Below are 15,505 nucleotides of genomic sequence, written 5' to 3'. Positions count from 1 at the left end.
TGATTTATACATTCGAATTTCTTGAACATGATGTCCTAAGTTCGATGATTCTCTGTTTGATAGGAAACGCTAATATAGACACAAACAGAACGAGAGGAGAGCAATCATGGGTAAGTTGGTTGAAGGTGTTTGGCAAGATGTCTGGTATGACACAAAATCAAATGGTGGCAAATTTGTGCGCGAAGATGCCGGATTCCGTAACTGGGTTAAAAACGACCCTGATGCGGAGTTTACGCCAGAGCCCGGTCGATACCATTTGTATGTCTCTCTTGCTTGTCCTTGGGCACATCGAACCCTCATTTTCCGCAAGCTGAAAGGTTTAGAACCACATATTGATGTCACGGTCGTTTGCCCTGATATGCTCAGCCAAGGTTGGCAAATGGGGCTTCCTGAGCCATTGTTTGGTCACACGCGCATGTATCAAATTTACACGCAGGCCAAACCCGATTACACGGGCCGCGTAACCGTGCCTGTACTTTGGGATAAAAAGACCAATACTATTGTGTCAAACGAGTCGTCAGAGATCATTCGCATGTTCAATTCGGAATTCAATGCGTTAACAGGGAATCACGACGACTACTATCCAGATCATCTAAAACACGTTATTGATGAGTGGAACGATTTTGTTTATCCGAATGTCAACAACGGAGTGTATCGTTGTGGCTTCGCGACTACACAAGAGGCGTATGAAGAAGCGTTTGATTCTTTGTTTAATGCGTTAGATAAAATCGATGCTCACTTAGCGACGCATCGTTACTTAGCAGGGAACACAATTACTGAGGCTGATTGGCGTTTGTTTACGACTCTTATTCGTTTTGATGCGGTGTATGTGGGGCATTTCAAGTGTAACAAGCAGCGCATCGCAGACTACGAAAATATACAAGGCTACTTAAAAGAGTTATATCAAGTCGAAGGCGTCGAAGAAACGACGGATTTCTATCACATTAAACGCCACTACTACTTCAGCCACACTGGGATTAATCCGACGCAAGTTGTACCCAAAGGGCCTGATTTAGACCTAAATACTCCTCATGGAAGAGAAAGGATTGGCTAGTTTGCTGCTTCCATCGCAAATGAAAAAGTACTTAACGGTTAGCAATGCCGTTAAGTACTTTTGTGTCATCTAAATACCGGGAGTAGGAAGTTTACTTTTTCATTCATCGCCACCTTAGTTAGCGCGTACGATGTCCATCACTAGCTTTCCGTCCACTTTTACAGGACCGTCCTCTTTAGCGCCGAGCGTATACTCAAACACACCAGTCTTCATGCCACCTTTCTCTCCGTGGACCATTAACATCAGCATATCGCCTGATTCTACTGGTTCCATCAAAATTGCATTTACGTTTTCATTCTTTCCCATTTTTAACGGAGCGTAGCCGATAACAGGACCAGGCTTCATTGATTCGTCTGTTCGGTGGACAACCATCCACCCATTGTCATCAGCATGAGCCATTTCAGCGGTCACCGTTCCTCCGGACATATCTTGATCGACGCCTTTAATACTCGGGGCGGAAAAGCTGAATGAAGAAAAACTAATCAGAAACGCAGCTAAACCAAACTTTATCAGTGATGTATTGATGAAATCCTTCATATATATTCCTTAGCAGTCAATGAGTTTGTGCATTGCAGTAGCTTTTACGTATTTCCTAGCAAAAAAGTTTAGCTAAAACGTAAATAATGTCGATAAATTGAACAGGGACCGTGCTGCTTTGGAGCCAATGCATTTTGGGGAGTGGGTCAATCGGTGTAAGAACAAGCACGAGCAATGTCGATTAGGTATGGAGGGCGATAGGGAGAAAAGCTTTGTGCACCAGTAATTATAGGTTGTGCAGTGATTGGTATAAAAAATAAATAAGTGTTCTGGCCAGCAATAGAAAAAGCCCTCGACGAATCGAGGGCTTTGTATCTATATCCAACTAGATGTAAGAAGCTATTATTTAGCTTCTTGGTCTGCTTGGATAGCTGTTAGAGCGATGGTGTACACGATGTCGTCTACTAGCGCGCCACGAGACAAGTCGTTTACAGGCTTACGCATACCTTGCAGCATTGGACCGATAGATACTAGGTCAGCTGAACGTTGTACCGCTTTGTAAGTTGTGTTACCCGTGTTTAGGTCTGGGAATACAAATACTGTCGCTTTACCTGCAACTGGAGAGTTTGGTGCTTTAGAAGCAGCAACGTTTTCCATAATAGCAGCGTCGTACTGTAGAGGACCGTCAATGATAAGATCAGGACGTTTCTCTTGAGCCAGTTTTGTTGCTTCACGTACTTTATCAACGTCTGCACCCTTACCAGATTCACCAGTAGAGTAAGAGATCATTGCAACGCGTGGTTCGATACCGAATGCTGCTGCAGAGTCGGCAGATTGGATAGCGATTTCAGCAAGCTGTTCAGCAGTTGGATCTGGGTTGATTGCACAGTCACCGTAAACCAGTACTTGATCAGGCAGAAGCATGAAGAATACTGAAGATACGATAGACGCATTTGGTGCCGTCTTGATGATTTGGAACGGAGGAACGATAGTGTTCGCCGTAGTGTGAACAGCACCAGAAACTAGGCCGTCAACTTCGTCGTTCTCAAGCATCATTGTGCCTAGGAATACTGAATCTTGTAGCTTCTCACGAGCCACAACTTCAGTCATGCCTTTCGCACCGCGCAACTCAACTAGGCGAGCAACGTAGTTTTCACGAACAGCATCTGCATCGATGATGGTTACACCAGTACCTAGCTCAACGCCTTGTTGAGCCGCTACGCGACGGATTTCATCTGGGTTACCTAGAAGTACACAGTCTGCAATGCCGCGTTCAGCACAGATTGCCGCTGCTTTAACTGTGCGTGGTTCGTCACCTTCTGGAAGAACGATACGCTTACCTGCTTTACGAGCAAGTTCAGTTAGCTGGTAACGGAACGCTGGTGGGCTTAGACGACGAGACTTCTGAGTGCCTTCAGTCATAGACTCGATCCAGTTACCGTCGATGTGGCCAGCAACGTGTTCGTTGATGAACTCGATACGCTCTTTATCGTCTGCAGGCACTTCGATGCTGAAGCTCTGTAGGTTTAGAGACGTTTGCCAAGTGTTACCTTGTGCTTTGAAGATAGGTAGACCAGTGTCGAATGCTGGTTTACATAGGCCTTCGATTTCGCTAGGGATATCGTAACCGCCAGTTAGCAGTACTGCACCAATATCCACACCGTTCATTGCAGCAAGAGAAGCAGCAACGATAACATCAGGACGGTCTGCAGAAGTAACAAGTAGAGAGCCCGGTTTGAAGTGCTCAATCATGTTTGGCAGAGAACGTGCACAGAAAGTGATGCTCTTGATGCGACGAGTGTTGATGTCACCTTCGTTGATGATATCTGCTTTCAGGTGTTTAGCCATGTCGATTGCACGAGTCGCAATCAGATCAATGCTCCATGGCACACAACCTAGAACACGAATTGGAGAAGTGTTGAAAATTTCCATCACTTTCAATTCGTTTTGTTTCGCGCTGTCTGCATCGTCAAAGATTTCAGATAGGTCAGGGCGAGTACGGCCAGCTTCGTCAACAGGAGCGTTTAGCTTGTTGATGATAACACCAGAGATGTTTTTGTTTTTAGTGCCGCCGAAGTTAGAACATGCTACTTCGATACGCTCTTTCAGTTGCGCAGGGTTATCAGTACCTGGAGTCGCAACTAGCACGATTTCTGCACCAAGTGTTGCCGCGATTTCCGCGTTTACTTGGTTTGCAAATGGGTGCTTACGAGTAGGTACAAGACCTTCGATTAGCGTAACGTCTGCGTCTTTGTTGATTTGGTTGTAACGTTCAACAACGGTTTCTAGCAGCTCGTCCATGTTGTCGTTACCGATTAGGCTTTCAGCAACAGACATCGCCATTGGTTCACCGATCTTCATATCGCTGTTACGACCAACGATAGTTGAAGTCAGATCTGGCTGATCACCACCTGAACGTGGCTGACAGATTGGCTTATAGAAAGAAACTTTAACGCCTTTACGCTCCATAGCGCGAAGAACACCCATGCTAACGCTTGTTAGGCCAACGCCTGCGCTAGTAGGGATAAGCATAATAGTACGAGACATTCGTAGAGTACCTTTAGCTATTTGGGGGATAAAAGCTCAACTCTTATTCCATGAAGCTCGAAGAATAGGAGTTGAGCCCCTAAGAAATTCGTTTGAATGAAAACTGGCTAGCCGAGTGGCTAGCCAGGAATTCAATTAAAGACCTGTCAGGCGAGCAGTGTCTTCAGCGATGACTAGCTCTTCGTTAGTAGAGATAACCATTGCAGGGATACGGCTGTTTTCAGTCGTGATAACGCCTTCGCCGCCGAAGCGAGCTTTAAGGTTAGCTTCGCTATCTACTTCGATACCGAAGATGCCAAGACGGTTTAGAACCATTTCACGGATAGGGCCAGAGTTCTCGCCGATACCGCCAGTGAAAGTGATTGCGTCTAGACGGCCTTCCATTGAAGCAGTGTAGCCAGCAACGTATTTAGCTAGACGGTGGCAGAACACGTCCATTGCGCGTGTTGCTTCTTCTTTTTGACCGTAGTTGTCTTCAACGAAACGACAGTCAGAAGTCACTTCAGTTAGACCTTGAAGACCAGATTCTTTAGTTAGCATCGTGTTGATTTGATCAACAGAGTAACCTAGAGCGTCGTGTAGGTGGAAGACGATAGCAGGGTCGATGTCGCCACAGCGAGTACCCATTACCAGACCTTCAAGTGGAGTAAGACCCATAGAAGTGTCTACAGATTGACCGTTCTTGATCGCACATACAGATGCGCCGTTACCTAGGTGACAGTTGATGATGTTTACTTCTTCAACTGGTTTGTTTAGTAGGCCTGCAACTTCACGAGTGATGAACAAGTGAGAAGTACCGTGCATGCCGTAACGACGGATACCGTGTTCTTTGTATAGGTTGTATGGAAGAGCGTATAGGTAAGACTCTTCAGGCATAGTTTGGTGGAACGCAGTGTCAAATACAGCAACGTTTTTCAGCTCTGGGAAGTTTTTCTTAGCCGCTTCGATACCGATGATGTGAGCAGGGTTATGAAGAGGTGCAAATGTTGCAGCGTCTTGAATACCTTTTAGAACTTCATCAGTAATTAGTGCAGATTGAGTGAACTGCTCGCCGCCGTGAACGATACGGTGACCGATTGCGCCTAGGTTAGCTTTAAGCTCTGGCTTAGAAGCAAGAATAGTTTCTACCATAAACGCTAGTGCTTCTTCGTGAGCTGCACCATTGCCTAGTTGAGCTTCGTGCTTGCCATCAAGTTTCCACTTGATGCGAGCTTCAGGAAGGTGAAGACACTCAGCAAGACCTGACAAGTGCTCGTCGCCGTTCTCGGCATCAACAACGGCAAATTTAAGAGAAGAACTACCGCAGTTTAAAACTAAAACTAGCTTAGACATGTATGACTACCTGTTATTCGTCTGATAAAAAATCAGTTAAAGAATGAAAAATTAATCACAAGAATAGCCGATACCCAGAAGGCTGCGTACTAATCCTGGTCAAAAATTGTTCTAATTCCATATAAAGAAATAGTGATGAACCCTTCCATCACTATGATGCGATCCGTGCAGATAGATATCTCGGAGTTGCTTAAATTGTAAATAACAGCAACAATGAGATTGAGGGTCTGCAAAGGATAGCGATAATAAGCAATGATAACAAAAAAAATTTGAAAGAATATTAACTTTCATCAATTTTTTGTACCTTCAGTTGAAATGTTCAACTATTTTTTAGTGAGAGAGCGGTATGAGTAATAAAGTCGGATTGATCCATAGCCTGAAAGATGGCCAGAATTACATGGAGATCTGGCCAGTTCGTAAAGAGCTAAGCGCCATATTTCCGGAACAGCGTATCATTAAGGCGACTCGCTTTGGCATTAAAGTCATGCCGGCCGTTGCTGCGATCAGCGTACTCACTCAAATGGCATTCAACAATTACCACGCGTTACCTCAATCCATTGTTGTTGCCTTGTTTGCGATTAGCTTGCCACTTCAAGGCATTTGGTGGCTTGGTGCTCGATCCAACACGAAATTGCCGCCTTCTTTGGCCTCTTGGTATCGGGAGTTGCATCAAAAAATTGTGGAAACAGGTTTTGCATTAGAGCCTGTCAAAGCTCGCCCTCGTTACAAAGAGCTTGCGATAATACTGAACCGAGCGTTTCGCCAGCTCGATAAATCGTCATTAGAGCGTTGGTTCTAATTTAAATTGTTTGAAATGGAGTGTGCACTGGCCGCTCCATTTTTGATCCTGCCTCTATTACCTACTTTGACGGTCGTTGATGAAGCGAGCGAAGCTTTGTTTACCAAAGATTCTTTCCGGATGAAGAAGTCCCCCCGATCACAAATGTTGCTTTAGTGTTAAATCTTTCTTTTCTTTACTAAGACTTAGTAGTAATAATAAAAACAAGATGCGCAAGAAGTGCACAGTTATATGAACACAACAATACCGCCTTCAAACATTTGAATTCACGAGTCGATACACATATTGAAAGCTCGTGAAACAAGGACGAAGTCACATCAAGGAGTTATGATGAAAACGAAACGTTTATTAGCCACTGCCGTTCTATCAGCTACTGCTATTTTCTCTTCTACCAATGTACTGGCCGCCACTGCAACTGTCGCAGTTTCACAGATTGTCGAACACCCGGCGTTAGACGCGACGCGCCAAGGATTGCTTGATGGTTTGAAAGCGAAAGGCTACGAAGAAGGCAAAAATCTAGAATTTGATTATAAGACCGCACAGGGTAATCCAGCGATTGCGGTGCAAATTGCCCGTCAGTACGTCGGCGAAAATCCTGATGTGTTAGTTGGCATCGCGACACCTTCGGCACAAGCCTTGGTGTCGGCTACTCGCTCTATTCCTGTTGTCTTTACTGCGGTAACAGATCCGGTTGGTGCGAAATTGGTTAAGTCGATGGAACAACCAGGCAAAAACGTAACTGGCCTGTCTGATCTTTCACCCGTTGCTCAGCATGTCGATCTCATCCAAGAAATTCTTCCTCAGGTGAAAAGCATCGGGGTTGTATTTAATCCCGGTGAAGCTAATGCCGTGACTTTAGTTGAATTACTAAAAGAAAGCGCAAAAGCAAAAGGCATACAAGTGGTTGAAGCGACCGCACTAAAAAGTGCTGATGTTCAGTCTGCGACTCAAGCGATTGCAGCGAAATCAGACATTCTTTACGCCCCAACAGACAATACAGTTGCAAGTGCGATTGAAGGGATGATTGTTGCAGCGAATCAAGCGAAGAAACCTGTATTTGGTGGCGCGACGTCGTATGTCGAAAAGGGTGCAATTGCAGGCTTAGGTTTTGACTACTATCAGGTTGGTGTACAAACCGCGGATTACGTGGCGGCGATTCTTGATGGTCAAGAACCAGGCAAGCTGGATGTAAAAGTCGCGACGGGCTCTGACCTTGTAATTAATGAAAGCGCAGCATCTAAGCTCGGTATCAAGCTGCCAAGTTCTGTGATTGAACGTGCGACAAGCATGCAATAAGTAACGCTTTTTGGGGTTAAGCCTGTCACGTTGGTTGATAGAGGCTTGCCCCAAAACTGATACTCTCCAGATTTCTCGTGTAAAGCATTCTGCTAGAGAAGAAGGGGAGTATACGTTAGAAGTCTTAAGTTCAGGTTGGTATTAGCCAGCCTGAGCATGCAGAAAGGAGCAGTTATGTCTGCATTTGCTTTTTTTGGTGCACTCGAAATTGGCTTGATTTATGGCCTAGTCGCTCTGGGTGTGTATCTTACGTTCCGTGTTCTCGATTTCCCCGATTTGAGTGTGGATGGCAGCTTTCCAATGGGAGCGGCGGTGGCTGCAACGGCGATTGTCGCAGGTATTAATCCTTGGCTTGCGACAATAATGGCGATGATAGCTGGTAGTATGACGGGGTGGGTAACCGCTTTTCTGGCTGTTCGGTGTGGTATTTTACACCTGTTAGCTTCCATTCTTACCATGATCGCTGCATTTTCAATTAATATTCGTATTATGGGCAAACCTAATATGGCGTTGCTTGGAGAGGATACGATTCTCACTCCGTTTGAAGCATTGGGCGATGCGATGTTTATTCGCCCTCTGGTTGTTGGGGCCTTAGTTCTTCTGTCCGCTTTCTTTGTCATTCGCCTGCTGAACAGCGACTTTGGTCTTGGTTTACGAGCCACGGGTGTGAATGCGCGTATGGTTTCTGCGCAAGGGGCGAGCACTGGCTTTTATACCTACTTTGGCTTGGCTTTATCCAACGGGTTTGTGGGATTCGCAGGCGCGTTGTTTGCACAAACGAACAGCTTTGCGGATGTGACCTCTGGCGTGGGCACCATTGTCGTTGGTTTGGCTGCTGTGATTTTGGGGCAGACCCTTATTCCCGGGCGCAAGATTTGGGTTGCGGTGTTTGCGGTCATCATCGGTTCGGTACTTTATCGCCTTGCAGTAGCTTTCGCTTTGAGTTCTGGCATGTTTGGTTTACAAGCTTCAGACCTCAACCTTGTTACCGCAGTATTGGTGGCTGTGGCGCTTATTGCTCCAAAGCTAAAACAGAGCATGAGAGCGAAACAACGCGTTACTGATGCTAAACAAGCGGCATCAAAAAATGGTTCTGGGGAGGCATTATGATCGAACTAAATAATATTCAGGTCACGTTCAACCCTGGGACGATTTTGGAAAATCGTGCATTGAAAGGCGTCTCTTTAGAGGTTCCAGATCATCAATTTCTTACCGTGATTGGTTCTAATGGCGCAGGAAAATCGACGTTGCTTGGTGCGGTGACAGGTGAGACGCCGATGATAGGTGGTCAGGTTATCATTGACGGCAAAGACGTCACCAAGCAGACGGTTGCCCAACGTGCGACGCAATGCGCCCGAGTGTTTCAAGATCCATTGGCCGGGACTTGTGGTGAACTTACGATAGAAGAGAACATGGCTCTAGCGCACATGCGTGGTAAAAAACGCAGCTGGGGGTTGGCGCTCTCTACTAAACGTCGCAAGCTGTTCCAAGAGCGAATTAGCATCCTCGGTCTTGGTTTAGAAGACCGCTTGGGCGATAGCATTGGGTTGCTGTCTGGTGGACAACGACAAGCCGTTAGCCTTGTGATGGCGACGTTATCGGAGAGTAAGCTGTTATTGCTTGATGAACACACGGCTGCGCTTGATCCTCGTATGGCGGCGTTTGTTATCGACTTAACTAAACGTATTGTCGATGAGTTCGATTTAACAGTGATGATGGTGACGCATTCGATGAAAGACGCATTAGCATGTGGCGATAGGACCGTAATGCTTCACCAAGGTGAAATTGTGCTTGATGTGGCTGGAGAGCAGCGCGCTAACATGCAAGTACCAGACTTGTTGGATATGTTCTCCAAAGTGCGTGGTGAAGAGCTGGCAGATGACAGTCTCTTGTTGAACTAAGCGGTATCCGACAAGTCACTACGCCTACTAAGTGTGATCCTCCTTGGGAAAATTGGCTGATATGTCAACTCGCAAGGAGGATTTCTTGTCTCTAATTCTTCAATAACATAGTGGCATATCCGATGACGAGGAGTGCCCATAATGAACCTGCCATTTATTTTTCATAGTCAAACTATTGATGGTTTAGCTTTTAATGACGAGCAAGTTACAGTCAGACTGAAAACCGAGACATTGGATTTTGATTCCGTCTATGTGCGTATTGAGCCGGACAATGAAGAATATCTGGTCGATATGGCTCAAGTAGGAACAGCTGGTGAATTATTACTATGGGAGGCATCGTTTCGACCAAATCAAGATCGAGATGTCACACATTATGTGTTTAAGCTCCTCAAAGACGGACAACAATACTGGCTCGATGCACGAGGCGTACAAAAGCGTATTCCACCCAAAGAGTTCCACTTTAAGTTGAATGTAGAGCATCAACCACCAAGCTGGGTCCAAGAGCAAGTTTTCTATCAAATCTTTCCTGACCGTTTTTCTGCTAGTAAAAGTGAGTCTGATATTCGCCACGCTTATGCTCAGTATGATTCTGCATCGATCGTCAAGGCGTGGGGAGATGCGGTAGGCTCTCACCAAAATACCGGGGCACGTGAATTCTTTGGCGGCGACCTCAAAGGTGTGGAGCAAAAGTTGGACTATCTTGAACAGCTCGGCGTTACTGCGCTTTATTTTAATCCGATCTTTTCTTCACCAAGTAATCATAAATACGACACCACTGATTACTTCACTGTTGACCCTATGTTCGGCACCAACGATCAGTTTGCTGAACTGTGTGAGAAAATCCGTGGTAAGAATATGAAGATTGTCTTAGACGCGGTGTTTAACCACACGTCAGTGCATCATCCTTGGTTTGATATCCAACAAAAAGGAGAAGGAGCATATGGCAATCCGCAGTCAAAGCTCCGTGATTACTACTTTTTCGAAGGCGAAACCAATCACTACATTGGTTGGAAAGGCATTGGTAACTTACCGGTTCTGAACTTCGAAAATGAACAGGTGCGCGACTACATCTACCAAAGTGAAGATTCTGTCATCAAGTATTGGCTGAAGCCACCGTACTTGGTTGATGGCTGGCGGTTTGATGTAATCCATATGCTTGGCGAAGGGGACGGCGCGAAAAACAATGCTCATTATGTGGCAGCGTTTCGTCATGCAACTAAGTCAGTAAACCCGAATGCTTATGTGTTAGGTGAGCACTTTTTTGAAGCAACGCAGTGGTTGCAAGGTGATCAAGAGGATGGGGCGATGAACTACTACGGTTTTGCTCATCCAGTCCGAGTTTTTATCGCACGACAAGACATTATGTACGATCCAATCAACATTGATGGTTTGGAGTTTAAAGTATGGTTGGACGAAGCCAGAGCAAAAATCCCATTTTCGAATCAGCTATCGCAGCTAAATCAACTCGATAGTCACGATACTGCTCGGTTTATCACATTGGTTGATGGTGATAAGCGTAAAATGAACATCGCGCTAGCAATGCTTATGACTTACGTTGGCACGCCTTGTATTTACTATGGGAGTGAAGTCGGTCTAGAAGGAGGGCTAGACCCGGATAATCGTCGTTGTTTTCCTTGGAATGAAATTGAAAGTTCACAATGGCTATCGCTTTACCAACAATGGATCAAGATACGTAAACAATGTAAGCCTTTACAGTCGGGCTGTATTCAATGGCTGCATTGCACTAACAACCAGTTGGCGTACGCACGTGTACTGGGTCGTGAAGCAGTCGTTGTTATGATTAATCTCAGTGGTAATGAATGTTCAATCGATTTACCTATGTGGCAACTGGGCTTGGAGGTTAGCCAAGTTATATCGTTGTTAGATGACACAGAACAGGTTGATTATAAAGGTCATATCTCTGTCAATATGTCGGCACAGAGCTGCAAATTATGGCGACTAAAGTGACACCACACTCTATATTGATTAAACTCCTTTAATATATAAACGGTCTCAAACAGCGCGCACACATTTGTTTGGTCTCTTGTTATCTGGTGCTGCATTGCATGCGTCACCAGATAACGAGTATCAATTTAATAGCAGTCATAAGAGACTATTGACCTTTCATATGCATGGTACTCAATGGTAAACCAAAGGCGATTTAGCCTCTCATTTGTCATCTTTTTTCCTCTGGCGTTATTTGTAGTGGTTTTACTCGTGACAACGAAAAATTACTATGATGCGGTTAACCGCTATATCGATTCTGAGTATTCGCGTATCGAGCGTGCAATGTCTCGCGGTATTAAAGTACTCACGGCTTTAGATTACAGCTTCACCAACTATACCAATTACGCTAACCCACTGTTTGAAGAACATAATTCTTTAGTCAAAGAAGGGCTTTGTTATCTTTGGCCTATAGATGTGTTATTACTCGAAAGTGTTTATAGTGAAGGGTTACCTGCGGTTGACCTTGATTATATGATCGTAGGGGACGAAAGCTTATGTCAGCAAGGTTCAACGATTAACCAGTTAGCTGAACAAAAGGCGGGTTTTGCGCCGTCATTGTCATTTCTGCACGATATTGAATCGCACATTGTTGGAATCCATTACATTGACAAGCGCGGTTACGTTATCTCCTCACCCGATACCTACGCAAAAAATTTCACAAGAGAGCTTTTGTCAACGCTAAAAGCCCGACCTTTTTGGCAAAAAACCGCGCAAGATAAAGTGAACATTACCTTGGCTGGACCAGGGCCTGTGTTGGACTCGATGGAAGGTCAAGTCATTAGTATGACGGTACCCGTCTATGAGAAAGGAGAACATCAAGGTGTTTTGTCTATTGATTTTGACATCAATACGCTCATGGCTTCGTCGCTAGGTCTTGTTGGTCAGCTTCATTTGGTTTCCAATTTACAATCCATTCCTTCAAACAGTACACGAATCAAACCAGTCGAATTAGAGCGATTGAGTGCGAATCACAGCATGTACTACGAGTACAACCTTTGGGATGAAGCTAAGAACCTAGCGGTTTTTGAAAAATACAGCCTTATTGTCGCACTATTTATTTACGTGCTGAGTACCGTCGTCTTGTTCTATGTGAATATGCATAGCGAGCGACGTTACTTTAAAGAACTGGCAGCAAGAGACCCAATGACCAGCTTATTGAATCGTCGAGGTATGCAAACCGTGTGGCGTAATAAGATGACAAAAAAACAGGTTGCTTTGGCAGTGTTCGATATTGATAACTTCAAGAAGATCAACGACACCTATGGTCATGATGTCGGTGATTCTGCAATTCAGCTTGTTGCAAAATGTATACGTGAAAATATTCGCCATACCGATGTTGCCTCAAGGTTTGGTGGCGAAGAGTTCGTTTTAGCTATTTATGACGAAGATTCAGAAGGCATTAAACTCATTTTAGACAGAGTAAAAAAAGCCATAGATGAGCGCTCGATACGCGTAACGAAAGAAGGCTTTACGATCTCTGGCGGTGTGGTGTTTAGTAAAGAGAGCCGAGTAGAAAACTTTGATGAATTGTTTAAAGCGGCGGATGAAAAGTTATATCAAGCCAAAAGTACCGGCAAAAATAAGATCTGTTACTAGGATTTAGGTACAAAAAAGGACGAGATATTCGTCCTTTTTGTGTTCGGGAATTATGCAACCTGAGAGTTTAAGTCATCGCGGTAGCGTTGAATATGCTCAACAATTGGTGCGGCTTTGTTGAACGTTCTGATTTCTCTAAATAGGTCTTTTGCTTCAGGATAAGCTTGACGTAAGTAAGAGAACCATTGTTTTACGCGGTTTGGGTAATACAAGCCTTTATCGCCTTTCATCTCAAACTTGGAGTAATAGATGAGCAACTCAACCACCTCGGGCCATGACATTGGCTGGTGGTTATGTTTTACCATATTGCCTAAGTTAGGGATATTGAAAGCGCCTCGGCACACCATCAAAGAGTTAACGCCAGTCGTTTCAATGCAACGTTGACCGTCTTCATAATTCCAAATTTCACCATTCGCTATCAGTGGGATATCAAAACGTTCGCGAATTTGGTTGATGTAATCCCATTTTATCTCAGAAGCTTTATAACCACCTTGTTTAGTACGTGCGTGTACGGTCAATTCATTTGCGCCAGCAGACTGAATGGCATCGACAATTTCAAAGCAATCTTCAGGGTTCTCCCAGCCAAGACGAATTTTTGCAGTTACGGGAATGGCTTCTGGAACGGCTTCTCGACAAGCTTTCACAACACGGTGAATGAGCTCTGGATGTTGGAGTAGCGCTGCTCCACCTTTACTTTTGTTGACCATTTTGGCTGGGCAACCAAAGTTTATATCAATACCTCTGGCGCCAAGATTTGCCGCTTTAATTGCGTTCTCAGCCATCCAGTTTGGTTCTTGTCCCAACAATTGCACATGTACTGGCACACCAGATGCAGTCTGAGAACCTTGCAACAGCTCCGGGCATAAACGGTGAAATACATGATCGGGTAATAGCTGGTCGATTACGCGAACAAACTCCGTAACACACAGGTCATAGTCGTTTATCTCGGTCAGGATTTGGCGCATCAAATGATCTAAAACGCCTTCCATTGGGCCTAGTACAACTCGCATAGCTTGCCTAATACAGTTTGGTGGTAAAAAGGAGGGCGATTGTAGCGATGTAAGTTAAGTTTGTCATTAAAAGAGTCGAAGCGCCCAGTGCTGTCAAACACACAACGTTAGGTTACGTGCTTTTGAGCTCTGAGGTATAATGCCGCCAAATTTATGGGAAACCAGATGTCATGCAATACACATTGATTGAAAAAGGTGAAGTTCACGTCGATGAATCTTGCCTATTTATCGAAGGCGCAGTGTTAGCTGCGAATCTGACGACAAAACCACTCGCTCCTGAAAAGTGGTTAGAGCCGCTATTAGGTGAGGGATTCAAAGCGATTCAACCAGCTGTGGAAGAGCAAATTCACAAGCAGCATAACCGAATTCAACGAAACGAATATTCCGTGCTAGAGCTAACAGGCAAAGAACCTGAACAACTTGCTGATTTTGCCGAAGGCTTTATGTCTGTTTGGCCAATGATTGAAGAACAGTGGCAGGACGTTGAGCTCAATGATGGATTACAGCGTATGCTGCAAGCATTACTGACCACTTTGATGCTGGCTATTGATGAGCCAGCAACGCAGCAACAGATGCGCGACGCAGGTATTGAAACGCCACCGGCCCTGACAGATTTAGTCGACCAGCTTGATTTAATGGTCGGTGAAGTCGCGCTGGGCGCGGATGAGTTGATGGTAGGAAATAAAGCTCAAAGCCTAAACCCATTCAAAGGTATCGGGCGCAATGATCCCTGTCCTTGTGAGAGCGGAAAAAAATTCAAGCAGTGCTGTGGTCAATCACGCGGCTAAAGCGAATCGCCGCGCTATCCACTTAACAAAAAGCCGACCAGATGGTCGGCTTTTTGTTAATTTTTACGCGTCAGTAGGATTAACGAATTGGATTAACGCGTTTTGCAGGGAAGAATTGTGCAATTACAATTAATGCCAAAGCGATTAAATTGCCTGCAAAAATTACGACTAACCATTGTGGCATTGATAAATCAAGGAACTGCCATACAACCTTAGAGCAATCACCATATGCTTCAAACATCCAAGGAACCCACTGATTGAGCGGAGCCCAGCTAGGGAATGTGACGAATAAATCGCAAGTCGCGAATGGTGATGGATTAAACTGGTAGTCAACGTGCTGCATCGCAAGTAACAAACCCTTGTAAGCACTTAATCCCCAGCCTATCAAACCTAGCCAGCGGAAAATTGGGTTCTTGGGTGCCAATATACCAACCATTGCAGCGACGCCCACTCCCATCATCGCGACTCTTTCATAAATACACATGACACATGGTGCAAGCATCATGACGTGCTGAAAATAGAGGGCACATGCTTCAAAGAAAACGACGAATAGCAGAAGCAGTAGCCACGATAAACGTCCCTTTGAAAACTGGTTAAGTGAATTTAAAATAGTCACGTTTTTGTTCCTGTCTGAAATAGAAAAAGCTCTGAATACTCAGAGCTTTTTATCGTGGATAAGTTTCCTAATCAACTCAAAT

13 protein-coding genes are annotated in these 15,505 nt (G+C 44.8%); 8 read left to right on the top strand and 5 right to left on the bottom strand.

Features of this window, described 5'->3' with window-relative positions; all coding sequences use genetic code 11:
* Nucleotides 1-106 precede the first annotated feature (106 nt).
* On the top strand, nucleotides 107-1,054 hold the full coding sequence (locus R7P36_RS13375; protein WP_213899697.1) for a glutathione S-transferase family protein: 948 nt from the start codon (nucleotides 107-109) through the stop codon (nucleotides 1,052-1,054).
* Between the two features lie 114 nt (nucleotides 1,055-1,168).
* Here the strand turns inward: R7P36_RS13375 and R7P36_RS13370 are convergent, their stop codons facing one another.
* From R7P36_RS13370 to R7P36_RS13360, 3 genes are all read right to left on the bottom strand, one after another.
* A complete protein-coding gene (locus tag R7P36_RS13370) occupies nucleotides 1,169-1,591 on the bottom strand; it encodes a hypothetical protein (RefSeq protein WP_213899696.1) in 423 nt (140 codons plus the stop codon).
* A 342-nt stretch (nucleotides 1,592-1,933) separates the two neighbouring features.
* Nucleotides 1,934-4,078 carry a phosphate acetyltransferase gene (gene pta / locus R7P36_RS13365; protein ID WP_005380805.1) on the bottom strand — a complete coding sequence of 715 codons (2,145 nt, stop codon included), beginning with the start codon at nucleotides 4,076-4,078 and terminating at the stop codon, nucleotides 1,934-1,936.
* Nucleotides 4,079-4,213: 135 nt separating this feature from the next.
* Nucleotides 4,214-5,410 (bottom strand): acetate kinase, encoded by a 1,197-nt coding sequence (locus tag R7P36_RS13360; protein ID WP_005380807.1) that lies wholly within the window; start codon nucleotides 5,408-5,410, stop codon nucleotides 4,214-4,216.
* 346 nt (nucleotides 5,411-5,756) lie between these two features.
* On the opposite strand from R7P36_RS13360, the gene yfbV reads away from it, so the two are divergent.
* The 6 genes from yfbV (at nucleotide 5,757) to R7P36_RS13330 (ending at nucleotide 13,009) form a co-directional block, all read left to right on the top strand.
* Nucleotides 5,757-6,209: a terminus macrodomain insulation protein YfbV gene (gene yfbV / locus R7P36_RS13355; protein WP_005380809.1), complete on the top strand. Its 453-nt coding sequence runs from the start codon at nucleotides 5,757-5,759 to the stop codon at nucleotides 6,207-6,209.
* Between the two features lie 330 nt (nucleotides 6,210-6,539).
* On the top strand, nucleotides 6,540-7,505 hold the full coding sequence (locus R7P36_RS13350; protein ID WP_005380811.1) for an ABC transporter substrate-binding protein: 966 nt from the start codon (nucleotides 6,540-6,542) through the stop codon (nucleotides 7,503-7,505).
* Between the two features lie 174 nt (nucleotides 7,506-7,679).
* Nucleotides 7,680-8,615 (top strand): ABC transporter permease, encoded by a 936-nt coding sequence (locus tag R7P36_RS13345; protein ID WP_005380812.1) that lies wholly within the window; start codon nucleotides 7,680-7,682, stop codon nucleotides 8,613-8,615.
* Entirely contained in the window at nucleotides 8,612-9,406 is a 795-nt protein-coding gene (locus R7P36_RS13340; RefSeq protein ID WP_005380813.1) for an ABC transporter ATP-binding protein, read from the top strand. The genes R7P36_RS13345 and R7P36_RS13340 overlap by 4 nt, the downstream gene beginning before the upstream one ends.
* 141 nt (nucleotides 9,407-9,547) lie before the next feature.
* Nucleotides 9,548-11,374, top strand: a complete 1,827-nt coding sequence (gene malZ / locus R7P36_RS13335) for a maltodextrin glucosidase (RefSeq protein WP_213899695.1) — start codon at nucleotides 9,548-9,550, stop codon at nucleotides 11,372-11,374.
* A gap of 174 nt (nucleotides 11,375-11,548) precedes the next feature.
* Complete coding sequence (locus R7P36_RS13330; protein ID WP_213899694.1) at nucleotides 11,549-13,009, top strand: sensor domain-containing diguanylate cyclase; 1,461 nt, start codon at nucleotides 11,549-11,551, stop codon at nucleotides 13,007-13,009.
* A 50-nt stretch (nucleotides 13,010-13,059) separates the two neighbouring features.
* Here the strand turns inward: R7P36_RS13330 and dusC are convergent, their stop codons facing one another.
* Nucleotides 13,060-14,019, bottom strand: coding sequence for a tRNA dihydrouridine(16) synthase DusC (gene dusC / locus R7P36_RS13325; protein ID WP_017633856.1), 960 nt, complete (start codon nucleotides 14,017-14,019; stop codon nucleotides 13,060-13,062).
* Between the two features lie 170 nt (nucleotides 14,020-14,189).
* On the opposite strand from dusC, the gene R7P36_RS13320 reads away from it, so the two are divergent.
* Nucleotides 14,190-14,807: a YecA family protein gene (locus tag R7P36_RS13320; protein WP_005380818.1), complete on the top strand. Its 618-nt coding sequence runs from the start codon at nucleotides 14,190-14,192 to the stop codon at nucleotides 14,805-14,807.
* A gap of 79 nt (nucleotides 14,808-14,886) precedes the next feature.
* Here R7P36_RS13320 and dsbB read toward each other — a convergent pair whose 3' ends face one another.
* Nucleotides 14,887-15,423 (bottom strand): disulfide bond formation protein DsbB, encoded by a 537-nt coding sequence (dsbB, locus tag R7P36_RS13315; protein ID WP_017821379.1) that lies wholly within the window; start codon nucleotides 15,421-15,423, stop codon nucleotides 14,887-14,889.
* Nucleotides 15,424-15,505: the final 82 nt, after the last annotated feature.

This window comes from Vibrio sp. 397 (assembly GCF_033339395.1).
GTDB lineage: Bacteria > Pseudomonadota > Gammaproteobacteria > Enterobacterales > Vibrionaceae > Vibrio > Vibrio alginolyticus.
Note: the sequence above shows the minus strand (reverse complement) of the source record. Positions and strands in the feature narration are given on the sequence as shown.

What these genes read in the sequence shown, in the direction of transcription:
- R7P36_RS13375 (WP_213899697.1), top strand. Translation starts at nt 107, where the DNA reads ATGGGTAAGTTGGTTGAAGGTGTTTGGCAAGATGTCTGGTATGACACA.
- R7P36_RS13320 (WP_005380818.1), top strand. Translation starts at nt 14,190, where the DNA reads ATGCAATACACATTGATTGAAAAAGGTGAAGTTCACGTCGATGAATCT.
- R7P36_RS13330 (WP_213899694.1), top strand. Translation starts at nt 11,549, where the DNA reads ATGGTAAACCAAAGGCGATTTAGCCTCTCATTTGTCATCTTTTTTCCT.
- pta (WP_005380805.1), bottom strand. Translation starts at nt 4,078, where the DNA reads ATGTCTCGTACTATTATGCTTATCCCTACTAGCGCAGGCGTTGGCCTA.
- R7P36_RS13350 (WP_005380811.1), top strand. Translation starts at nt 6,540, where the DNA reads ATGAAAACGAAACGTTTATTAGCCACTGCCGTTCTATCAGCTACTGCT.
- R7P36_RS13340 (WP_005380813.1), top strand. Translation starts at nt 8,612, where the DNA reads ATGATCGAACTAAATAATATTCAGGTCACGTTCAACCCTGGGACGATT.
- dusC (WP_017633856.1), bottom strand. Translation starts at nt 14,019, where the DNA reads ATGCGAGTTGTACTAGGCCCAATGGAAGGCGTTTTAGATCATTTGATG.
- yfbV (WP_005380809.1), top strand. Translation starts at nt 5,757, where the DNA reads ATGAGTAATAAAGTCGGATTGATCCATAGCCTGAAAGATGGCCAGAAT.
- malZ (WP_213899695.1), top strand. Translation starts at nt 9,548, where the DNA reads ATGAACCTGCCATTTATTTTTCATAGTCAAACTATTGATGGTTTAGCT.
- R7P36_RS13345 (WP_005380812.1), top strand. Translation starts at nt 7,680, where the DNA reads ATGTCTGCATTTGCTTTTTTTGGTGCACTCGAAATTGGCTTGATTTAT.
- R7P36_RS13370 (WP_213899696.1), bottom strand. Translation starts at nt 1,591, where the DNA reads ATGAAGGATTTCATCAATACATCACTGATAAAGTTTGGTTTAGCTGCG.
- R7P36_RS13360 (WP_005380807.1), bottom strand. Translation starts at nt 5,410, where the DNA reads ATGTCTAAGCTAGTTTTAGTTTTAAACTGCGGTAGTTCTTCTCTTAAA.